Source organism: Kitasatospora sp. Xyl93 (assembly GCF_055383135.1).
Window position 1 is genome coordinate 1,318,167 of the sequence record NZ_AP029185.1, and the last position, 21,278, is coordinate 1,339,444.

Sequence of the window (21,278 nt, forward strand, 5' to 3'; positions counted from 1 at the left end):
TCAGGACTCCCCGGGGTCGTCGGTGGCGGTGGGCGCGGCGGCGGTGGCGGCGGGCGTCGCGGTGGCGGCGGTCTCGGCGGTGGCGGCCGGCCCGTTCGCGGCGGTGGCCTCCCAGCGGCAGCCGTGGCCGGTCGGGCCGTGGGTCAGCCGGTGCGCCGGCCGGTAGCCCTTGGCGCGGATGTTGGCGGACAGCGCCTCGGTGCAGTACGTGCAGGGCGAGGCGAGGGTCAGCCGTACGCCCGAGCGCCGGGCCTTCTCCCGGTAGTCCCAGATCGCGCAGTGCGTGATGGTGAGCGCCGCGCGCTCCCGGCCGGGCGCCGCGTCGTCGTCGAACTCGTAGTCGGAGCCGTACAGTTCGGCCTGCCGGGCGATCCGGTGGATCGGGTCGGCGGCGCCCCGGCCGTGGTCGGGCTCGACCTCGCGGTGCACCTCGGCGTTCGACCGGGCCCAGTCCCCGAGGACCTCCTCGCCGTAGCGCAGGACGAGGAAGCGCTCCATCAGGGCCTGGTCGCGGAAGAACACCCGCTGCCACTCGACGGCCGGGGCGTCCGGCTCGGGCAGGTCGGCGAAGAGCTCGGACTGCAGCACGAACCAGTCGGTGAGGTGCGGTTCGTGCCCGCGCGACACCAGGTAGCGGGTCAGCCCGGCCTCGGCCTCGTGCAGCCGCTGCCGCCAGAGCGCGGACCGCTCGGCGTCCGCCATCGCGCGGTACGGGGACCTCGGCTGCTCCGCACCGGGGCCGCCGCCCCGGATCGACGCGGCGGCCAGCACCGCCGTGACCGGACCGGCCTCGACACCCGCCCCGTCACCGGCGCCGGTCGGACCGCCGGTCCCGTCGGACACACCCCCCATCGGGCCATCTCCCTTCGGCTGGACGATCCTTCGGACCGTCGTGTCGTCGTCGTTCCCGCCACGCTACGAAGCGGCTCGGGCGCCCCGGTAGCCCCGAACGGCGCCGGTCAGGGCGCCGATCGTCGCCGTGCGGATGCTCCGAAGGTCGCCCCGCGCCGAGCGGGTGGACGGACACGACGGAGGGCGGGCCCCGCGGACCGGCGGGACCCGCCCTCGGGCGGTGTGGGTGGGCGGAGGCGGAACTACCCGGCGAGCCCGTGCCGGTGGGCGTACAGCGCGGCGCGCAGCCGGTCGGGCTGCCCGATCTTGCGCATCGCCTGGGTGAGGTGCTTCTTCACGGTGGCCTCGGCCAGGGCGAGTTCGCGCCCGATCTCGGCGTTGCTCAGCCCCTGTCCGAGCTTGACCAGCACCTCCCGCTCGCGCTCGGTCAGCCCGGCCTGCTGCGGCGGCAGCTCGCCGAGGTGCCGCGCCGGGGCGGCCGGGTGGATCCGGGCCGACGGCGGGGCCGGCAGGAACACCGACCCCCCTGCGGCGGCGAGTTGGACCGCTCCGATGATCCGTTCCCCCGCCAGGTCGAGCGGGAAGCAGCCGCCGGCCCCGGCCAGCAGCATCCGGCTCGCCTCGGCGGTCGACTCGGCGCGGCGCAGCAGCAGGACCCGGGCGTCGGGCGCCCCGTCCGGTCCGCGCAGTGCCACCACGGCCGCGAGGTCCTCCTCCAGGCTCGCGCCGCGGCCGAGCAGGACGACGTCGGGGGCGGTGCGGCGCACGGCCGGCACCGCGCGCAGCCGGTCGCCGGTGGAGCCGACCACCGTCAGTCCGGGCGCGGTGGCCAGCACGCTGCGCAGTCCGGCGCTGGTCACCGGGTGCCGCTCGACCAGGAACACCCGGGCCGCCGCGGTGCGTTCGCGGTCCTCGTCCACGCACATCGGGTGGCCGCAGCCGCACCCGGCAGCGGCCCGGGCCGCGCCGGGCGGTGCGGGTTCGGCCAGCAGCTGGTGGCCGGCGATCAGGTCGAGCGGATTGTCGATCTCGGCGTGCAGCGGGGGCGCTCCCGTGGCGGGGGCGTCTCCCGGGCCGGTGCCGCCGCAGGCGCCGCGGCGGGCGGGGTACCGGCGGCCGCGCGGGCCGGCCGGGGCAGCGAAGGTGCTCACTGCTGCCATCGGGCACCTCCGGGAACGGAGGCAGGACGTCTGTGGTCGGGCATGGCTCTGCGGTCCCCCTTGCTGGTGGCCGGTCGGCCCCGTGAACGCGGGTGCGACGCGGTGCGCGACGCGGTCCGCTGCCGGACGTCGCGTGCGGAGCGGCACGCTGCGACAGGGATCGGCCGGCGACGCGGACGGGCGTCGGGTGTGGATCCGGGTGAGGAGAGGGCGTCGACCGCGGCGGGTGTGGAGCAGGGCGGTCAGCGCGTCGCGCGCGGTCGACAGAGCTCGTCGAAGCACCTGCGGTGCCACGAGCCGCCGATCCCGACCAAGGTGAAGTCGGTCCGCCGAATAGCCATGCGGGCACCCTAGGTCCGGTTCCTTGTGCAGGTCAAGGACGGGACCGGGCCTCGGCGGCCCGGGCAGCGGTACTGCGGGTCACTGCGGATGCTGTGAGCCGGAGTAACAGCATCAGGAGCTGACTGGCTGTCCGGGCCGTCCGTCCGCGACGCTCCTCCCAGCGGCCGCGGCCCTCGCGGCGTCGCCCCGACGCCCGGTGGCGGCCGCCGCCCCCGTGCCGGACCCGCGCTCGCCGACGCCGAGACGACGGCACCACTCGTCCCCGCCTCCCGTCCGAGGACTCCGACGCCCGAAGGAGCAGCAGCGCCATGCCCGCCCCGCCCCACCGGCCCGCCGCCGGCCCGTCCGGCGCCCCGCCCCGGAGGGCCGACGGGTGACCCGGTTCCTGCTGCGCCGGCTCCTGCTGGCCGTCCCCACGCTGCTCGGCGTCACCGCCGTCGTCTTCGCGACCGTCGCGCTCGTCCCCGGCGACCCGGTCACCGCCTTCCTCGGCCCGGGCGCGCCGCCCGAGGCCCGTCGGCAGCTCGCCGAACGGCTCGGCCTGGACCAGCCGTTGCCGGTCCGCTACGCCGACTGGCTCGGCCACGCGCTCACCGGCGACCTCGGCACCTCGGTCTCGGGCCAGCGCCCGGTCGCCGACCTCTTGCTGCCCGCGCTCGGCCAGACCCTCACCCTGACCGCGGCCGCGTTCGTCCTGGTCCTGGCCGGCGGGGTGGCGCTCGGCGCCGTCGGCGCGCTGCGCCCGCGCGGCCCCGGCGGGCGGATCTCCGGCGCGCTCTCCACCCTCGCGGTGTCCGCCCCGCAGTACTCGGTGGCGCTGCTGCTGATCGCCGTCTTCGCGGTCGGGCTGCGCTGGCTCCCGGCCGGCGGCACCCACGACGCGTTCGGCTCCGGCGGCCCGGCCGACCTCGCCCGTCACCTGGTCCTCCCGGCGGTCGCCGCCGCGCTGGTGCCGCTCGGGCTCACCGCTCGGGTGTTCCGGGCCGCGCTGGGCACCGTCCTGGCCGGTGAGCTGGCCGACTCGCTGCGCGCCCGCGGCCTGCGCCCGGCCGCCGTGCTGCGGCACTGCGCGCACAACGCCTCCCCCGCGCTGCTGACCATCGGCGGCCTGCAACTCGCCTACCTGCTGGAGGGAGTGGTCTTCGTGGAGACCCTGTTCACCTGGCCCGGCGTCGGCCGGCTGCTGTACGACGCGCTCACCGCCCGGGACCTGCCACTGGTGCAGGGCGGGGTGCTCGTGGTGGCGGTCGCGTTCGTCGGCGTCAACCTCCTGGTGGACGCGGCGCACGCGGCCGTCGACCCGCGGGTGAGGGCCTGACATGACGTCGCACCCGCCCGTCGCACGCCACCTCGGCCTGGTCGTCCCCGCCGCCCTCGCCGTCCTGCTCGTCCTGCTCGCCCTCGCCGCACCGCTGGTCGCCCCGTACGACCCGGCCGCCGGCCGGCTCGCGGACCGGCTGCTCGACCCCGGCAGCCCCGGCCACCCGCTCGGCACCGACGGACAGGGCCGCGACCTGCTGAGCCGGCTGGTCTGGGCCGGACGCGCCTCGCTCACCGGCGCCCTGGTACCGGTCACCGTCGCCACCCTCGCCGGCACGCTGCTCGGCATCGCGGCCGGCCTCGGCGGCCGGCTCACCGAACAGGCCCTGCTGCGCACGCTGGACGTGCTCTACGCCTTCCCCGGGGTGCTGCTGGCGATCGCCGTCGCCTCCCTGCTCACCCCCGGCCTGGGCGCGACCGTGCTCGCGCTGTCCGTGGTGCTCACCCCCGCGGTCGCCCGGGTCGCATTCACCGAGACCCGGCGGATCCGGTCCGCCGAGTACCTGGAGGCCGCCCGGGTCAGCGGCGCCGGCTGGGGCGCGCTGGTGCTCCGCCAGGTCGCGCCCGTGGTGGCGCCGGTGGTGCTGGTGTACGCCTCCTCGCTGGTCGGGCTGGCCGTCGTGTACGCCGCCGGGCTGTCCTTCCTCGGGCTCGGGGTCGCCCCGCCCGCCGCCGAGTGGGGCGCGATGCTGGACGAGCTGCGGCCCGCGCTGCTCACCCACCCCTGGGTGGCGGTGCTGCCGGCCCTCGTCATCCTCGCGGTCTCGGTCGTGTTCAACACCCTCGGCGAGGCGCTGCGCACCCGCATCGGCGACGCCGCCGCCCACCTGCCGCGGGCCGCCCCGCCGGCACCGCGACGAGCCCCGAAGCAGGTGACCCGGTGAAGGAGTTGCTGGAGGTCGACGCCCTGACCGTCGAGTACCCCGGAGGCGTCCGGGCCGTCGACGGGGTCTCCCTCACCCTGCGCCCCGGCGGCGCCCTGGTACTGCTCGGCGAGTCCGGCAGCGGAAAGACCACCGTCGCCCGGACGGTGCTCGGCCTGCCCGGCCGGGGCGCCGCCGTCACCGGGGGCGTCCGGCTCGGCGGAACCGACCTGCGGGCGCTCGACGAACGCGCGCTCTCAAACGTCCGCGGCCGGCGGATCGGCTACGTGCCGCAGGACCCGAGCGCCTCGCTCGACCCGCTGCGCCGGATCGGCCCGCAGCTCGCCGAGGTGCTGCGCCGGCACGGGGTCGCCGACGGCCGCCGGGCCGCCCGCGCCGCCGTGCCCGGGCTGCTCGCCACCGCGGGCGTCCCGGACCCGGAGCGGGTCGCCCGGGCGTACCCGCACGAGCTCTCCGGCGGGCTGCGCCAGCGCGCCGCGATCGCCCTCGCGGTCTGCTGCGGCCCGGAGCTGCTGATCGCCGACGAGCCGACCACCGCGCTGGACGCCCTGGTCCGCGGCCGGATCCTGGACCTGTTCGCCACCCTGCGCGCCGACTGCGGCATCGCCCTGCTGCTGGTCACCCACGACCTCGCCGTCGCCCGCCGGACCGGCGGCACGGTGGCGGTCATGCGGGCCGGCCGGGTCGTCGAACTCGGGCCCGCCGAGCGGGTGCTCGGCGAGCCCGACCACGCCTTCACCGCCGCCCTGGTGGCCGCCGACCCGGGAGCACGCCGATGAACCCGGCCCCGCCCGCCCTGCTCACCCTGGACGCCGTCGGCAAGCGCTACGGCGACCGGACCGCCGTGGACGGCGTCAGCCTCGCCGTCGCGCCCGGCGAGACCGTCGGCCTGGTCGGCGAGTCCGGCTCCGGCAAGTCCACCCTGGCCCGGCTCGCCCTCGGCCTGCTCGCCGCCGACTCCGGCACCGTCCGTTTCGCCGGCCGGGACCCGTACCGGCTGCGCGGCCGCGCCGACCGCGCGCTGCGGGGCCGCCTGCAGTACGTCCCGCAGCACCCGCGCGGCTCGCTCAACCCCGCTCTGCGGGCCGGGGAGGCGGTCGCCTTCGCGCTGCGGCTGCACGGCACACCGCGCGCCGAGCGCGCCGCCGCCGTCGCCCGGCTCTTCGACCGGGTCGGCCTGGAGCCCGCGCTCGCCGCCCGCTACCCGCGCGAGCTGTCCGGCGGGCAGCTCCAGCGGGTGGCCGTCGCCCGGGCCCTGGCCACCGGGCCTGAGCTGCTGGTCTGCGACGAACCGACCTCCGCCCTGGACCGCGGCGTGCAGGCCCGGCTGCTCGACCTGCTCACCGAGCTGCGCGAACGCACCGGCCTGGCCTACCTGTTCATCTCCCACGACCTCGCCGTCGTACGCCGGCTCGCCCACCGGGTGCTGGTGCTGCGGCACGGCCGGGTGGTCGAGGAGGGCCCCGCCGACCGCCTCTGGGACTCCCCCGCGCACCCGTACACCCGCGCCCTGCTGGAAGCCGCCACCGGCACCGCCCGACCCACGACCTGACGCCCCCCGAACGCCGAACCACGAACCACGAACCACGAACCACCGAACCGACGAGGACCCGCCATGACGCGCACCGCCCGTACCCGCTCCAGAGCCGTCGCCCTGCCGGCCGCCGTCGCCCTGCTCACCGCGGCCGCCGGCTGCGCCGGAACCGACGGCGCCGGCACCGGGGCGGGCGGCGGCGACGGCCGCGGCGGGACGCTGGTCATCGGCGCCACCGGCAAGCTGCCCAACCCCGACACCGTGATCGGCGGCGCGGGCTTCGAGGGCAAGCGCCTGGTCTCCTTCCAGCTCTACGAGGGCCTCACCCGCTACGAGCTGCTCCAGGGCACCGACAGGCCGCCGGTCGTCACCGGCGCCCTGGCCACCGACTGGCAGGTCGCCGCCGACCACAGGACCTGGACGTTCACCCTCCGCAAGGGCGTCACCTTCCAGGACGGCACCCCCTTCGACGCCGACGCCGTGGTCTTCAACCTGGCGCGCTACCTCGACAAGGGCAGCCCCGAGTACACCGACGCCCTCGGAGCCGCCGCCGCGGAGTACGCGGGCGACATCGCCTCCTACCGCAAGACCGACGCCGACCACGTCGAACTCGTCACCAAGCAGCCCAACGGCCACTTCCCGGAGGACCTCGCGCACGTCCTGATCGCCAGCCCCACCGCCGTCCGCCGGACCGGCTCGGCGAACTTCGCCCAACACCCCGTCGGCACCGGCCCGTTCAGCTTCGTCTCGCAGACCGAGGGCCAGCAGATCGAGCTCGCCGCCAACAAGGGCTACTGGCGCGGCGCCCCCAGGCTGGACCGGCTCGTGGTCAAGGCGCTGCCGGACGCCGCCGCCCGCACCGCGGCCCTGCGCTCCGGCGGCGCGAACTGGATCGAGTACCCGAACCCCGACGACCTCGACAGCCTCCGGGCCGACGGCGTCACGGTCGCCACCAACAGCTACGACCACCTCTGGTACTGGATCCTGGACACCTCCAAGGCCCCCTGGAACAACCCGCTGGTGCGCCGGGCCGCCAACTACGCCATCGACCGCGGGGCGATCGCCGACACCCTGCTGCACGGCACCGCCGACCCGGCCTACCAGGCCGCGCCGCGCGCCACCGCCGCCTACGACCCCGCCGGGGACGCCTACTCCTACGACCCGGCCAGAGCACGGCAGTTGCTCGCCGAGGCCGGCGTCCCGAACGGCTTCGCCACCTCCGTCACCGTGCCCACCGGCGGCAGCGGCAACCTGCTCCCGGTACCGATCGCCGAGGCGATCCAGCGCGACCTCGCCGCCGTCGGCATCAGGGCCGAACTGCGCACCACCGACTGGACCACCCTGATCGGCGCCGAGGCCAAGGGCCAGGTGGCGCTCGGCTCCGACGCCGTCGCCCAGTCCACCACGCTGTTCCAGTCCGAGGCGCTGCTGCCGCTGTTCGTCGGCTCCGGGAGCCCGTTCTGGACCGGCCACTACGCGAACCCGCAGGTCGACGAACTGCTCGCCGCCTCGGCCGCCGACACCGACCAGAGTGCCCGGCAGGCCGGCTACCGCAAGGCACTCGCCCTCGTCACCCAGGACGCGCCCTGGCTCTTCGTCGTCAACGACCGCAATCCGCGGGCGCTTTCGCCGAAGGTCCACGGGCTGGTGCAGCCGCGGTCCTGGTTCATCGACCTCACCACGGTGTGGGTCCGCTGAAGCCCGCTCCCCCTCTCCCGAGCCCCACAGAACGGACACCCGCCCGATGACCACCCCGCACCCGCCGCACCACCACCCCGAGGCCGAACCGCCCAAGTGGGGCATCACCCTGCCGCTGCCGGGCCTGACCATCGACCGGCACCGCTTCCTGGTCGAGCGGCTGCCCGAGCTCGGCTACACCGACGTGTGGAGCGCCGAGGGCGGCGGCACCGACGCCTTCACCCCGCTGGCCGCCACCGCCGCGTGGTCCCCGTCGCTGCGGATCGCCACCGGCATCGTCCCGGTGCACACCCGCGGCCCGGCCGTGCTCGCCCAGACCGCCGCGACGCTCGCCCAACTCGCCCCCGGCCGCGTCCTGCTGGGCATCGGCGCCTCCGTCCCCGCCCACGTCACCGACATCAACGGCATCCCCTTCGACGAGCCCTTCAAGCGCACCCGGGACGTCCTGCGCTTCGTCACCCGGGCGCTGCGCGGCGAGTACGTCACCGGCGGCTTCGACACCTTCGACATCACCGGCTACCGGCTGCCGCACCCGCCGGCCGAACCGGTCAAGGTGATCCTCGGCGCACTGCGGCCCAACATGCTCCGGCTCGGCTTCACCGAGGGGGACGGCGCCATCACCAACCTGCTGTTCCCGCACGACGTGCCGAAGATCCTGGAGACCGTCGGTCCGCAGCCGCCCGGCAAGGAGCTGGTGGTCAAGGTCTTCGTCTGCCCCACCGAGGACACCGACTACGCCCACCGCGCCACCCGGCCCTTCCTGGCCTGGATCCTCAACCGCGAGCCCTACCGGAAGTTCCACGAGTGGCTGGGCCACGGCGAGCTGCTCGCCGAGACGCACCGCCGCTGGGCCGAGGGGGACCCGGAGGGCGCCCAGAAGGCCCTGCCCGACGAGGTCGTCGACGGACTCTTCGTCAGCGGCTCCCCCGAGGAGTGCCGCGAGCGCATCCTCGCCTACCACCGGCCGGGCGTCACCACCATCCAGCTGTACGTGTCGCTGCCGCCCGAGGTGTTCGTCAGCCGGGCCAAGCTGCTCGACACCCTCGCCCGGCTCGGCCCGGCCGCCCGCTGACCCGCCCCGTCCCTTCCCATCCGAGGAGAGCCCGTGCCCCTGGAGATCCGCGGCGGGGTCCGCGCCGCCCCCGTCCCCGGCGACACCCCGCAGGAGCGCCAGGCCCTGCGCTGGGCCCCCGACGGCCGCGACCGCACCGCCGACCCCGCGTACGTCGCCCGCACCGCGCGCGAGAACGAGGAGGACGGGCTGGACAGCGCCCTCGTGGTGCAGTCCAGTTCGTGGCCCGACCCCTGGCTGGTGGCCTCCTGGGCGCTGGCCGCCACCACCCGGCTGCGCGTCGCCGTCGCCCACCGGATCGGCACCACCGCGCCCACCGTCGCCGCCCGCTCCCTGGCGACCCTGGACCGCCTCTCCGGCGGGCGGGCGGCGGCGCACGTCATCATCGGCTCCAGCGACCTCGACACCGCCCGCGACGGCGACCGCCTCGACAAGGCGGAGCGCTACCGCCGGGCGGAGGAGTACCTCGACCTGTTCACCCGCTACCTGCGCGCCGACCAGGACATCGACCACGAGGGCGAGTTCTACACCGTGACCGCCGCCCGCCCCGGCCTGCACCCGAGACCGGGCGGCGAGCTGCTCTCCTTCGGCGGCTCGTCCCCGCAGGGCCTCGACCTCGCCGCCCGCTACGCCGAGGTCTACGCCGTCAGCCCGCTGCCGCTGCCCGACACCCGCCGCCGGATCGCCCAGGCCCGCGCCGCGGCCGCCGCCCACGGCCGGTCCCTGCGGATCTGGCGGCACCTCACCGTCGTCCTCGCCGACACCGACGAGCAGGCCCGCGACCGCGTCCGCCGGCTGCGCCGCGACGCCCTGCGCCTCACCTCCGGAGCCGGCGCCGGCCGCTGGCGGGAGGCCGTCCAGCTCGACCGCGACCGCGAACGCGGCCGCTCCGACCCCGCGCACGGCGACGAGCAGGTCGCCGCGTACGTCCGCCGCTCCCTCACCGCCGCCTACACCGGCTCCCCCGCCACCGTCGCCACCCGCATCGGACTGCTCCGCTCCGCGGGCGTGGACATCGTCCAACTCGACCTCCCCGTCGAGACCGACCACGACCGCGACCTGCGCCGCACCCTCGTCCGCCGGCTCCGCACCGGCCACGGCACCCCGGCCGAACGCCGCCTCTGGTGACCCCGGCGAGCCCGGCGGCCCCGTGCGTCCCGGTCCCCGGGCCGTCCGGTCATTCAGGTGGCGGTCAGCGTGCCGGGGTGAAGTCCGGCAGTCGCCGCACGCTGTCGGCGACGGCGGCGAAGCCGTACTCCAGCATCCGCCGCTCGTACCGCCCGACGGCGTCCGGGAGTTCGGCCCGCCCGCGCTGGACGGCGGTGAGCGTACGGGCCAGCAGGGCGGCGTCGCGCAGGGCCGAGTTGGCCCCCTGGCCGCCGCTCGGCGGCATGGTGTGGATCGCGTCCCCGAGCAGGGTGACCCGCCGGCTGCCGGCCCAGTGCGACACCGGTTCGGCGTAACGGGCGCTCAGCGGCGCGCTGTTGACGACGTCGGCCCGGTGGACGAGGTCGACGAGGTCCGGGTGCCAGCCGTCGAGCAGGTCGAGCAGGTCCGCCCTGACCGCCTCCCAGTTCCGCGGCCCGGCGGGGAGCGGCTCGGCCGGCATCACCACCCAGCGCAGGTAGCTCCCGGTGTCAGGCAGCCGGACGTCGGGGGCCAGCTCGGCGGCCGCCAACCGGGGCGGGCGGCGGAACTCCATCCGGCCGAGCAGCATGCTCACCCGGGTGCCGCGGGCACCGGCGCCCTGGACGACGGTGCCGAAGCCGGGGACGAGGGCGGCGAACCGCTCGGTGAGCGGGGTGCGCCCGAGGACGGCGCTGCCGGGGAGGGTCACCACCCGGGCCCCGGGCAGCAGTTGGCGGCGCACCGCCGAGCCCACGCCGTCCGCGCCGACGAGCAGGTCGCCGACCGCGCCGCCGCCGTCGCCGAGGTGCGCCTCGACCGTGCCGTCCGCCCGCTCGGTGTAGCCGGTCACGGGCCTGCCGAACTCGACCCGGTCGCCGAGCCCGGCCAGCAGCAGTTGACGCAGCACGTGGCGGTCGACGGCCGTGCCCTCGTCCGCGACACCGAGCCGACGGACCTCCCGCAGCCGCTGGTCCACCACCAGCCGCTCGCCCGCCATCGGACCGGAGACGGCCGCCAGCAGGGCGTGCAGCCGCTCCGGCAGGCAGGCGTGCAGAGCGGCCAGGCCGTGAGCGTTCAGCGCGATCCGGAAGCCCTGGTAGCGGCTGTCCGGGCCGTCCTCCCGCTCGTGGACCCGGACGTCCACGCCCGCCCGCAGCAGCCCGTGCGCGAGGCAGAGCCCGCCGAGTCCGGCTCCGGCCACCAGTACCTTCATGTCCGCTCCCCTGTCCGTCCCGCCGTGCGGGCTCTCCGTGGGTCGAGCCTGTCGCACGGGGCCGGCCCGGTGTCAGTGAGTTCTGTGGCCGGAAGGTCATGACGGATGTCATGGGGACGGCCTGACCAGGCGGAGCGCGGCCCGTAGCATGGCCACCTTCGACGGACAGCGGTACGACGAGGGGAACAGGACGTGCGCGGGGGCGAGTTGGTGGGCGGTCTGGGGCGGCTGGTCGGAGCGGCGGCCGGGGCGGCCGCGGGGGCGGCGGCCGGGTTGGGCGAGGCGGGTCGGCAGGCCGTCCAGCGGGGCGGACGGGGAGCGGCGGCGGGCGGCCGGTGGGCGCACACGGCGCTCACCTCCGTCGCCCCGCCGCTGGTGCCCGCCACGGCGCCGTGGAAGCTGTCGGTGGGCACCCTGATCGGCCGCCACCCCCTGACCCCGGCCGTGGTGCACAAGCTGCTCGGGCTCCTGGACGGCCTCGGCGCCGTCCACCTGGGGCCGTCCCAGGTCGGCTTCGACGGCGAGGAGGTCGACTGGGAGAAGGTCGTCGAGATCCGCACCAGCAACGCCTTCGAGGTGCTGACCACCACCGCGCTGGAGCAGGAGGTGGACCGGATCCGCGAGTTCCTCCCGCCGGTGCCCGGCCGCAAGTGGGTCGTCACCCGGGCCGGCGAGGCACTGACCACCGTCGTCCTCGCCGCCCTCGAACGCGCCTCGGACGACCAGCGCCTGGACGAACTGACCGTCCCGGCCCGCATCGTCCACCGCGGCCTGCTCGGCCGGGAGAAGACCCTGGACGCGGGCGCGTTCGCCGCCGCGGCGCTCGTCGTGGCCGACCGGGCCGGCGAGAGCCTGATCGCCACCGCCCGCAGCCGGGGCATCCCGGTGCTGCCCGTCGACGAACCCGCCGAGCCGACCGGCACCTCCCGGGTCGCCCTCCTACGGGAACGCACCGACTCCGTCGCCCGGCTGCTGAGCCGCATCGAGCAGAGCGACCCGCAGACCCCGCAGACCCCGCAGGCCGCCGGAGCGGCCCCGCAACCGCCTCTGTCGCTCGACAAGGGCCCGCACGACACCGGCGCGGGTGACGACGGCCGGCCGCCACAGGCCGGTTGAGCCCCCATCGGCCCGTCCCGGACCGACCCTCGGGAACCACCTAGGCGTGCGGCCCGGCGACGTCGTCCTCGCGGACGGCGACGGCGTCGTCGTCGTGCCCGGAGCGGCTCGACCACCAGACCGAGCCGAAGAGGAGTGCGCCGGGGAGGATGCCCGCGACGGTGGAGACGGCGGGGGCGGGGGCGCCGAGGAAGGCGAGGGCCATGCCGAGTGCACCGCAGGCCGCCATCGAGCCGCCGAGGACGCGGAGCGGGGGCCGGCTCCACGCGGTCGCGAGGCCGAAGAAGTGGACGCCGACGACGAAGGCGATCCAGCCGGCGGTGGCGGCGGGCGTGTGGAGGACCTTGTTGATGACGGCGAGGCCGACGGCTATGCCGACGACCTCGGCTGCGGCGACGAACCAGTAGGACCGGCCGAAGCGCAGCGGGGAGGCGGTGGTGGTCTCGGGGACGGGCCGGCGGTTGAAGACCCCGAGGAGTAGGAGCGCGACGACGGCGAGGACCCGGAGGGGGATGCCGACGGCGTTCGGAAGGGCACCGGCATTGGCCTGGACGAAGAATAGCCCGAAGCTCGACCCGATGAGCCTGGTGGCTCGTACTCTGTTCATGATCGCGAAGATAGCGCGACGGTCGTCCTCACCCGAACGCACCCTCCACCCGCCTGCCGGGCCGGTTGGTCCGCGTGCCGGGACGTGGGCGCGGGGCGGCCCGTACCGGTGGCGGCGGTCGCCGCGCGGGCTTCGTCAGAAGTGCAGGACGCCGATGTCGCGGACGGTCTGGGCGAGGGCCCGGACGAGGTCGTTCTCTCCGTCCCTGCGCCACACCAGGGCGTAGGGAATCGTCCCCATGTCGGGGACGGGGACGAAGCGGACGTGGGACATGGACCAGTAGCGGGTGACGTGGGAGGGAAAGGGGTGGACGATCTCGCCGGTGCTGACGAGGTGGATCAGTTCGTCGGCGTTGGCGACCTGTTCGATGCGTTCGATCGGCTTTCCCCGGGCCGTGTGGAACGACAGGTAGGCGTCCTCCCAGTAGTCGGGCATGTCGGGCGGCATGGCATGGGCGTAGTCGGCCAGGGCCTCGAACGGGACGGAGTGCCGTTCGGCGAGTTCGTGGCCCGCGGCGACGGCCAGGACGCGGGGGTCGCGGAAGAGGACGGGGCCGACGGTGAGGTCGGGCTCGTCGACCGGCAGCCAGGTGAGGAAGACGTCCATGTCGCCCTCGCGCAGCCTGGCGAACGGGTCGAGGTAGGGCGCCCGGCGCAGCTGCAGTTCCCACTGGGGATGACGGGAGCGGAAGGTCTCCCAGTAGGGGTACATGTCGGGCACGTTGAACGGCATCATGCCGACGCGCAGGCGTGCGGTCTTGCCGCGGGTCGCCATCCGGGCGCGTTCGAGGCTGTCGCGCAGGTTCGCGTAGACCGGCCGCAGGTCGCTGCGGAGCTGCTCGCCGAGCGGGGTCAGGCGGATCTGGCGGCGGTTGGAACGGTCGAACAACAAGCCGCCCAACTGCCGCTCCTGGCGTCCGATCACCTGGCTGACGCGGGCCTGCGTGAGGTGCAGCCGGGCGGCCGCCCTGCCGAAGTGCAGTTCCTCGGCCAACGTCAGAAAGATCTCGATGTCGCGTATTTCCACCCGTGCCGACCCCCGTCATAAGCCTCGGTTATCGAATCCTACTGATCTTCGACGTTGATGGGCGCGGTGGGGGGCTGGAAGATCGACGACGGCCGGACCCGCCGCGCGTGGCCCGTGGGCGCTGCGGCACCCGTACCGGCAGCCCGCGCACCAGGCGCGCACGCACCCGGGCCACGGCAGACCGATCGTTCCACTTCCGAGGAGTTGCGGCATTGACGTTCCGTACCACGGCCGAGGTGATCCACTGCTTCAACCGCGCCTTCATCGAGCATGACGCCTCCCTGCTCGCCGACCTGATCGCCGACGACTGCGTCATGGAGGCGAGGGAGCCGGCTCCTGACGGAGCCCGCTACGAGGGCCGCGCCGAGTGCCTGGAGTTCTGCCGGGCACTCGCCGATGACCGCACGATCCAGTTCGAGCCGGAGGCCGTCGTCGTCACCGGTGAACGGGCAACGGTCCGCTGGCGGTGCCACTTCCACGACGGACCCGTCGACTCGGTCCGCGGCGTGAGCCTCACGCTCGTACGGGACGGCCTGATCGTCGAGTCCCTCGGCTACAGCAAGACCACGGGCGACGCCTCGCCCGCCCTCCGGGCGAACGACGGGAGTTAGAAGACGGACCCTGGTACGCAGCAGCGGCCCGGCGGTGCGGACGCGCGACGGTTGAACCGATGACATCGTCAGCCACGCTGACCGAAGGAGGGGACAGCATCAGATGACCGACGTGGTCCGGGCAGGCAGCGCCGATCGGAGGCCCGCCGGTCTCAGCGGCCGGCAGCACGAACAGGAAGAGCTCGCCGGGCTGTTGAGTGCAGCCCGGGAGAGCCGGGGCGGGGCCGTGGTGCTCCTCGGTGAGTCGGGGTCGGGCAAGACGGCGCTGCTCGACCGGTGCGCCTGCGCGGCGGCGGCAGCCGGAGCCCGGCTGTTGCGGTGTACGGGTGTCCAGTCGGAGGCCTCGCTGCCGTACGCCGGTCTTCAGGTGCTCCTCCAGGGCACCCTGGGCCTGGCCAGGCGCCTGCCGGAGCGGCAGTTGACGGCGCTGCGCGGGGCGATCACACCGGACGACGTGCCCGCCGGGGACCGCTTCCTGGTCGGGGCCGCGACGCTGGGCCTGCTCGACGAACTCGCCGAGGAACGTCCGGTCGTGGTCCTGGTGGACGACGCGCACTGGCTGGACCTGGAGACCGTGGACGCCCTGCTGTTCGCCGCCCGCCGGCTCGGCAGGGGGCGGGTGGCCATGGTGGTCGCAGCGCACGACGATCCGGCGGCCTTCGACGGCGCGCCGGGGCTGCCGGTGCTGCACCTGGGGCCGTTGACCGACGAGGAGGGGGCGGCGCTGCTCGCGGACCGGGCGCCCGAGCTGCATGCCGCCGTGAGCAGCCGCATTCTCGGGCTCGCGCAGGGCAATCCGCTGGCCATGGTGGAACTCGTGGGGGCCCTGACGGCGGCCCAGCGGGACGGGAGCGAACCGCTGGACGCACGGGAGATCGCCGTGCTGCCGGCCTCGTGGCGGGTGCGGCGGATCTTCGACGAGCGGATTCGAGCACTGCCCGCGCCGACCCGTCTCCTGCTGACGATCGCCGCAGCCGACGACACCGGCGACGTGGCGCTGCTGGTGGCGGCAGGGCAACGGGTGGGCGCGGCCGCCGGGGACCTCGGGCCGGCGGAGGCGGCGGACCTGGTGAGAGTGTCCGGACGCCGACTGGTGTTCCGGCATCCGCTGGCGCGCGCCGCCGCGTACCAAGGTGCGGTGCTGGCCGAACGGACGGCCGCGCACCGGGCGCTCGCCGAAGCGGCCCCGGCCGCCGACGACATGGGCCGCCGGGCCTGGCACCTGGCCGCGGCGACCGTCGGCTACGACGACGAGGTCGCCGCCGAACTGGAGCGCAGCGCCGAGCTGTTCCGCTCACGGGGCGGCCGGGCGGCGGTCGCCGCCGCCTATCGGCGGGCCGCACGGCTGTCAGGGGACCAGGAGGCCCGGTCGCTGCGGCTGACCGCCGCGGCCGCCGCCGCGGCCGAGGCGGGACAGGTGGAACTCGCGGGGATGCTCGCCGACGAGGCGGGGCCGGTGAGCAGTCCACCGGCGGTCGCCCGGCTCGCCAGCGTCCGGGCAGCGCTCGAACACGAGCAGGGCCGTGCGGAGTCGGCGCGGCTGCTGCTCGTCGAGGCGGCTTCCGAGGTGACGGCGGACCGTCCCGCCATGGGGGCGTCGCTGCTGTTCGAGTCCACCGCGATGGCCTGGGAGGCGCCGGACCCGGTCGCGGCGGCCCGGGCCACCCGCGCGCGGGTGGCCGGTCTCGACTTCGGTGGGCATCCCGTGCACCGGGGCGCGGTCGGGGTGCTCGACATGCTGGCGGGTGATCTGGTGGACGGGGCGACGGCGGTACGGGAGTTCGCCCGGTACGTCGCGCGGACCCGGCACCAGCGCAGCCTGACCGAGCAGGTGCGGCTGCACGGCTGGGACATGCTGCTCGGCGAGTACCGCACGGTGCACGACGAGGCCGTGGCCCTGGAGCGGGAGTGCCGGGTGGAGGGTGCCGTCGGGGTACTGCCGCGGGTGCTGCTGCGGCTGGCGCGGCTGCGGCTGTTCCTGGGACGGCACCGGGACGCCCGCACGACGGCGGTCGAGGGTCTGGAGATCGCCTGCGACACCGGTCAGCGCCATCTCGCCACGATGCTCAGCGGCGTCCTGGCGGTGCTGGCCGCGCTCGACGGGACGGAGCCGGGCACCGCGGAGGGGCCGGCGGGAACCGACGGCCCGGTGGGCGGGGACCTGCTCGGCCGCGGCTCCGCCGGACGGCCGGGACAGGGCCTGTGCCCCGAGGTCGTACCGTCCCCGTTCTGGCTGACCAGGGCACACGGCCTGCTCGACCTCGGACTCGGACGCTACGACCGGGCGCTGCAGCATTTCGCCGCCCTGACGGGGGGCCCGCACCGGCACCTCATGGTTTCCGTGCACAGCCTGCCCGACCAGGTGGAGGCCGCCGTGCGCGCGGAGCGGCCCACCGAGGCCGGGCCGGCCGCCGAGGGTTTCGCGCGCTGGACCGGGGCCACCGGAACCGCGTGGGCGAGGGCGGTGGAACTGCGCTGCCGCGCCCTGCTCACCGCCGACGCCGCAGCCGCGGAGGAGTTCTACCAGCGGGCGCTCGCCGCCCACGACGGGGACGGCCGCCCGTTCGAGGAGGCGCGCACCCGGTTGCTGTACGGGGAATGGCTGCGCCGGGCGAAGCGTCGGGCTGACGCCCGGGAGGCGCTGACCGTGGCGTTGGAGTCGTTCGAGCGGATGTCGGCCGCCGCGTGGGCGAACCGGGCCCGCACGGAGTTGCGGGCCGCCGGTGTCGCCCCGGCCGCGTCAGCGGCGGGCACGGCTCCCGTGGACCGGCTGACCGCTCAGGAGCTGCGGGTGGTCCGGCTCGCGGCAACCGGCCTGAGCAACCGGGACATCGGCGCGCGCCTGTTCCTGAGCCCGCGCACGGTCGGCTACCACCTGTCCAACGCCTACCCGAAGCTCGGCGTGACATCGCGGGCCGCCCTGGGAGCGCTCGACCTGGGCTGACCTCCGCCCGGTCCCGCCACCCCGTCACCTCCTCGCCCGTCGGCCCGGTCGACCCGGTCGGCCAGGTCGACCGTCGGTCCCCTTGCGGGTGAACGCCGGTACGCGCCCCGGTCATTCGACGGATCCGCGGGTGCGAGCGCGGTTCCTACGGTTGTCGTGTTCGACGAACGTCTGCTGGGAGGGTTCATGAAGGTTCTGGTACTCGGTGCCACCGGCTACATCGGCTCCGCGGTGGTGTCCCGTCTGACGCTGGACGGCCACGACGTGGTGCCCCTGGTCAAGGACGCGGCCGCGCTGCATCCGGACGTGCCGGTACGGGTCGGCGACCTGACCGACCCGGCGTCACTGCGCGCGGCGGTGACGGACGACGTGGACGCGGTGGTGAACCTCGCCACCCCGACCGGCGACGAGTCGGTGGACACCGCCGCCCTCGAGGCGCTGCTCGCACCGCTGCGCGGCACGAACCGGGCGTTCGTCTACACCAGTGGCGTCTGGGTGCTCGGCGCCACCGGGGACACCCCCCTGACCGAGGACGCGCCGACCAACGCCATCGCCATCGTCGGCTACCGCCCGCGGATCGAGCAGCGCGTGCTGGCCGCCGCCGGGGACGACGTGCGCGCCGTCGTCCTGCGGCCCGGCATCGTGTACGGCCACGGCGGCGGTATCCCCGGCATGATGACCGGCTGGGCACGCGAGCACGGCACCGGCCGGTACGTCGGCTCGGCCGCGACCCGCTGGCCCATGGTGCACGTGGACGACCTCGCCGAACTCTTCGGGCTGGCGGTGACCAAGGCGGACGCGGGCAGCGTGCTGCACGGCGTGGCGCACGAAGCGGTGCCGGTCGCCGCACTCGCCGCGGCCGCCGACATCGCCGCGGGCGGCACCGGCCGGGCCGAGCCCTGGCCGGTGGAGCAGGCCGCCGAGGCCGTGGGCGGCCCGTTCGCCGAGGCCCTCGGCCTGAACCAGGTGGTGTCGGGACGGCGCGCCGTCGAGGAACTGGGCTGGCTGCCGAGCCGCCCGTACGTCCTCGACGAACTCGCCGGAGGCGACCGTGGCTGACACCGCCGCCCCGACACGTCCGATCTGCCGCACCTGCGGCACCCAGTACGCCGCCGCGCGTCCGGACTGTCCGGTCTGTCTGGACGAACGCCAGTACGTGGGCCGGGACGGCCAGCAGTGGACGACACTGGCGGGCCTGCGGGAGGAAGGCCACACCGGCCGCTTCGAGGAGCAGGGGCCCGGTGTGCTCGGCGTGGGGGTCACCCCGGAGTTCGCCATCGGCCAGCGGGCCCTGCTGCTGCGCACCGCCGCCGGGAACGTGCTGTGGGACTGCGTGCCGTACCTCGACGACGCGATGGTGCGCGCCGTCGAGGAGCTCGGCGGCATCGACCACATCGCGATCAGCCACCCGCACTTCTACTCCGCGATGGTGGAGTGGGCACACGCCTTCGACGCACCGGTCCATCTGCACGACGCCGACCGGCAGTGGGTGGGCCGACCGGACCCGGCCGTGCGGTTCTGGAGCGGGCGCACGCTCCAGCTCACCGACGAGGTGACCCTGATCAACCCGGGCGTGCACTTCCCGGGCAGCGCGGTGCTGCACTGGAGCGCCGGCGACGGGGCGCTGTTCACCGGCGACGTCGTCAACGTCTGCCCGGACAGCCGGTGGGTGACCCTCATGTACAGCTACGCCAACCACATCCCGGAGCGCCCGCAGGCGGTCCGCGCGGCAGCGGACCTGCTCGCCGGCTACCGTTTCGAGCGGATCTACGGCGCCTGGTGGGACCGGGCCGTCACCTGCCACGGCAACGAAGTCCTGAGCCGGTCCGTCGAGCGCTACCTCCGCTTCGAGGAGGGCACCGTTCCGCGCGACTGACACACCCCACCGCACAGCTGCCCCGTCACCGCGACGCAGGACCACGCGGGGAGTCCTGCGAACCGGCCGGCCTCCGGCGGGTGGTGGCGGGGCAGCGGGTCGGACGGTCCGCACGACCCCGACCGACCCCGGCAGCCGCGGGAACACCCCCAGGTGCCTTCGTGCTCATCCGGTACGAGGCGCCCGTCGCCGAGTTCCTCGGCCGGCAGCGGGTTCCGGCCCTGGTCGGTGGCAGCGTCCAGCAGGGCCTTCGGGTCGTGATGCCCACCGCATGGTGGATGTCTCACCAGGATCACCTGACGCATCGAGAACTCGACGAGCACCTGTCCCACCCGTGGCCGCGACTACCGTCGCTGCGGCTGCCGTGACGAGAGCCGACGACGGTTGGGCGCCTCCTGGAGCGATCGTGGACGCCTCGCTCCGGCCTGGTGGGCAGCTGGCCGCCGCTCAGTCGGCGGGGGTCAGGAAGGTGAGGACGGAGGCGTCCTCCTCGATCATCGGCACCAGCCGGGCGTTGAACGGCCCTCCGTGCGGGGCGGCGAGGTGCGCGGCGAAGGCGGCCTCGTCCCGGTACTCCTCGAAGATCCAGTAGGCGCGGGGGTCGGACGCCCTGTGGTAGACGTCGAAGGCGAGGTTGCCGGGTTCGGCCCGGACCAGCAGGGCGAAGTCCGAGACCAGGGCGGCGACCTGCTCCTCGCAGCCGGGCTTGGCGGTGAACTCGGCCAGCAGGGTCTTCTTCATCGCTGTCGCTTTCCGTACACAGGGGCGGGGGCGTCGTCACCGGGAGGCGGTGACGGGGACGGACTCCATCTGGTGCGCCCAGGGCGGGTTCGGGCCGGCGACCGAGCAGGTCAGCGCGGCGACGCGGGCCGCGTACCGGCAGGCGTCGGCCACCTCGTCGGCGGTCAGCTGCTCCAGCCGTCCGCCCAGGCGGTCGGCCAGGGAGAGCCGGTGGAGCAGGCCTGCGGTGAACGAGTCGCCGGCGCCGATGGTGTCCACGACCTCGGTCCGCGGGGCGGGGACGAGGACCCGGACGCCGTCGAGCGAGGCCAGCGCGCCGCGACCGCCGAGGGTGATCACGACCAGCCGGACCCCGGCGAGGTGCCAGGCGTCGCAGGCGCGCTCGGGCGTGACGCCGGGCATCAGCAGTTCCAGGTCGTCGGAGCTCAGGCGCAGGATGTCGGCGAGCACGCACCAGCGGGACAGCCGTTGCCGGTAGACGGCCGGATCGACCAGCAGGGGGCGGACGTTGGGGTCGATCGAGACGGTCGCGCCGCCGCGGGCGTGCTGCAGCATCTCCTCGATGCGCTCGTCGCCGGGGGCGCGGACCAGGGCGAGGGAGCCGGTGTGCAGGCAGGCCGCGTCCTCGGGGCGGGCGGCGGCGAGTTCGGCGTCGGTCCACTGCCAGTCGGCGGTGGCTTCGGCGTGGAAGGAGTACTGGGCCTGGCCGTGCGGGTCGAAGGTGGCGATGGCCAGGGTGCTGGGCTCGGGGGCGGCGACCGCGCCGGAGAGGTCGACGCCGGAGGCGGCGAGGTGGGCGCGGAAGAGCGCGCCGAAGGCGTCGGTGGAGATCCGGCCGAGGAAGCGGGCGGGGGTGCCGAGCCGGGCCAGCGCCACGGCGGTGTTGGCCGGTCCGCCGCCCGGCAGGACGCGCAGGGCGAGCTCTCCGGGGCGGGGCTGGAGGGCGTCGGCGAAGGCGTCTGCGACGCACTCACCGAGGACGGCGATCGGGCGCTGGGCCATCGTTGCGCCTTTCGGATGCTAGGAGGAACAGGGGCGAACCGGACGCCCTGGGGGCCGGAGACCGGCCGGGCGGGTCTTCGCCGGCGGCGCGGATGATTACGGCCGCGTTACCCAGTCGTTACGCGGAAGGGGCTTGTGGCCCGGCTTTCGCA

20 protein-coding genes are annotated in these 21,278 nt (G+C 75.4%); 13 read left to right on the forward strand and 7 right to left on the reverse strand.

Features of this window, described 5'->3' with window-relative positions; translation table 11 throughout:
* Together ACZ5GH_RS05655 and ACZ5GH_RS05660 are read right to left on the reverse strand one after the other, a co-directional pair.
* Positions 1 to 852: a hypothetical protein gene (locus ACZ5GH_RS05655; protein ID WP_464333618.1), complete on the reverse strand. Its 852-nt coding sequence runs from the start codon at positions 850 to 852 to the stop codon at positions 1 to 3.
* Positions 853 to 1,094: 242 nt separating this feature from the next.
* Entirely contained in the window at positions 1,095 to 2,012 is a 918-nt protein-coding gene (locus ACZ5GH_RS05660; RefSeq protein WP_387751452.1) for a LuxR C-terminal-related transcriptional regulator, read from the reverse strand.
* Positions 2,013 to 2,727: 715 nt separating this feature from the next.
* On the opposite strand from ACZ5GH_RS05660, the gene ACZ5GH_RS05665 reads away from it, so the two are divergent.
* The 7 genes from ACZ5GH_RS05665 to ACZ5GH_RS05695 all read left to right on the forward strand — a co-directional run bounded on the left by ACZ5GH_RS05665 (position 2,728) and on the right by ACZ5GH_RS05695 (position 9,990).
* Positions 2,728 to 3,672, forward strand: coding sequence for an ABC transporter permease (locus tag ACZ5GH_RS05665; protein ID WP_387751449.1), 945 nt, complete (start codon positions 2,728 to 2,730; stop codon positions 3,670 to 3,672).
* A 1-nt stretch (position 3,673) separates the two neighbouring features.
* On the forward strand, positions 3,674 to 4,558 hold the full coding sequence (locus ACZ5GH_RS05670) for an ABC transporter permease (protein ID WP_387751447.1): 885 nt from the start codon (positions 3,674 to 3,676) through the stop codon (positions 4,556 to 4,558).
* On the forward strand, positions 4,555 to 5,337 hold the full coding sequence (locus tag ACZ5GH_RS05675) for an ABC transporter ATP-binding protein (RefSeq protein WP_387751444.1): 783 nt from the start codon (positions 4,555 to 4,557) through the stop codon (positions 5,335 to 5,337). The genes ACZ5GH_RS05670 and ACZ5GH_RS05675 overlap by 4 nt, the downstream gene beginning before the upstream one ends.
* Positions 5,334 to 6,110 carry an ABC transporter ATP-binding protein gene (locus ACZ5GH_RS05680; protein WP_387751442.1) on the forward strand — a complete coding sequence of 259 codons (777 nt, stop codon included), beginning with the start codon at positions 5,334 to 5,336 and terminating at the stop codon, positions 6,108 to 6,110. The genes ACZ5GH_RS05675 and ACZ5GH_RS05680 overlap by 4 nt, the downstream gene beginning before the upstream one ends.
* Positions 6,111 to 6,173: 63 nt before the next feature.
* Positions 6,174 to 7,790, forward strand: a complete 1,617-nt coding sequence (locus ACZ5GH_RS05685) for an ABC transporter substrate-binding protein (RefSeq protein ID WP_464333619.1) — start codon at positions 6,174 to 6,176, stop codon at positions 7,788 to 7,790.
* Positions 7,791 to 7,836: 46 nt separating this feature from the next.
* A complete protein-coding gene (locus ACZ5GH_RS05690) occupies positions 7,837 to 8,862 on the forward strand; it encodes an LLM class F420-dependent oxidoreductase (protein ID WP_387751437.1) in 1,026 nt (341 codons plus the stop codon).
* A gap of 33 nt (positions 8,863 to 8,895) precedes the next feature.
* The gene (locus ACZ5GH_RS05695; protein ID WP_387751434.1) at positions 8,896 to 9,990 is read left to right on the forward strand and encodes an LLM class flavin-dependent oxidoreductase; all 1,095 of its coding nucleotides are present in this window, start codon (positions 8,896 to 8,898) and stop codon (positions 9,988 to 9,990) included.
* Between the two features lie 64 nt (positions 9,991 to 10,054).
* On the opposite strand, the gene ACZ5GH_RS05700 is transcribed toward ACZ5GH_RS05695, so the two are convergent.
* Positions 10,055 to 11,203 carry an FAD-dependent oxidoreductase gene (locus ACZ5GH_RS05700; protein WP_464333620.1) on the reverse strand — a complete coding sequence of 383 codons (1,149 nt, stop codon included), beginning with the start codon at positions 11,201 to 11,203 and terminating at the stop codon, positions 10,055 to 10,057.
* Positions 11,204 to 11,395: 192 nt separating this feature from the next.
* On the opposite strand from ACZ5GH_RS05700, the gene ACZ5GH_RS05705 reads away from it, so the two are divergent.
* Complete coding sequence (locus tag ACZ5GH_RS05705) at positions 11,396 to 12,319, forward strand: hypothetical protein (RefSeq protein ID WP_464333621.1); 924 nt, start codon at positions 11,396 to 11,398, stop codon at positions 12,317 to 12,319.
* 40 nt (positions 12,320 to 12,359) lie between these two features.
* On the opposite strand, the gene ACZ5GH_RS05710 is transcribed toward ACZ5GH_RS05705, so the two are convergent.
* Both ACZ5GH_RS05710 and ACZ5GH_RS05715 read right to left on the reverse strand, forming a co-directional pair.
* Positions 12,360 to 12,926 carry a hypothetical protein gene (locus ACZ5GH_RS05710; protein WP_464333622.1) on the reverse strand — a complete coding sequence of 189 codons (567 nt, stop codon included), beginning with the start codon at positions 12,924 to 12,926 and terminating at the stop codon, positions 12,360 to 12,362.
* 135 nt (positions 12,927 to 13,061) lie between these two features.
* The gene (locus ACZ5GH_RS05715) at positions 13,062 to 13,952 is read right to left on the reverse strand and encodes a LysR family transcriptional regulator (protein WP_464333623.1); all 891 of its coding nucleotides are present in this window, start codon (positions 13,950 to 13,952) and stop codon (positions 13,062 to 13,064) included.
* A 212-nt stretch (positions 13,953 to 14,164) separates the two neighbouring features.
* Here ACZ5GH_RS05715 and ACZ5GH_RS05720 point away from each other — a divergent pair, with 212 nt between their 5' ends.
* The 5 genes from ACZ5GH_RS05720 to ACZ5GH_RS05740 all read left to right on the forward strand — a co-directional run bounded on the left by ACZ5GH_RS05720 (position 14,165) and on the right by ACZ5GH_RS05740 (position 19,751).
* Positions 14,165 to 14,563, forward strand: coding sequence for a nuclear transport factor 2 family protein (locus tag ACZ5GH_RS05720; RefSeq protein WP_464333624.1), 399 nt, complete (start codon positions 14,165 to 14,167; stop codon positions 14,561 to 14,563).
* Between the two features lie 103 nt (positions 14,564 to 14,666).
* Positions 14,667 to 17,507, forward strand: coding sequence for a helix-turn-helix transcriptional regulator (locus ACZ5GH_RS05725; RefSeq protein ID WP_464333625.1), 2,841 nt, complete (start codon positions 14,667 to 14,669; stop codon positions 17,505 to 17,507).
* Between the two features lie 186 nt (positions 17,508 to 17,693).
* The gene (locus ACZ5GH_RS05730) at positions 17,694 to 18,566 is read left to right on the forward strand and encodes an NAD-dependent epimerase/dehydratase family protein (RefSeq protein WP_464333626.1); all 873 of its coding nucleotides are present in this window, start codon (positions 17,694 to 17,696) and stop codon (positions 18,564 to 18,566) included.
* Positions 18,559 to 19,383, forward strand: a complete 825-nt coding sequence (locus tag ACZ5GH_RS05735) for an MBL fold metallo-hydrolase (protein WP_464333627.1) — start codon at positions 18,559 to 18,561, stop codon at positions 19,381 to 19,383. Before ACZ5GH_RS05730 ends, ACZ5GH_RS05735 begins: the two co-directional genes overlap by 8 nt.
* Positions 19,384 to 19,544: 161 nt before the next feature.
* A complete protein-coding gene (locus ACZ5GH_RS05740; RefSeq protein ID WP_464333628.1) occupies positions 19,545 to 19,751 on the forward strand; it encodes a hypothetical protein in 207 nt (68 codons plus the stop codon).
* Positions 19,752 to 19,830: 79 nt separating this feature from the next.
* Here the strand turns inward: ACZ5GH_RS05740 and ACZ5GH_RS05745 are convergent, their stop codons facing one another.
* Positions 19,831 to 20,124, reverse strand: coding sequence for a putative quinol monooxygenase (locus tag ACZ5GH_RS05745; protein ID WP_464333629.1), 294 nt, complete (start codon positions 20,122 to 20,124; stop codon positions 19,831 to 19,833).
* A 36-nt stretch (positions 20,125 to 20,160) separates the two neighbouring features.
* Positions 20,161 to 21,126, reverse strand: a complete 966-nt coding sequence (locus ACZ5GH_RS05750) for a carbohydrate kinase family protein (RefSeq protein ID WP_464333630.1) — start codon at positions 21,124 to 21,126, stop codon at positions 20,161 to 20,163.
* Positions 21,127 to 21,278: the final 152 nt, after the last annotated feature.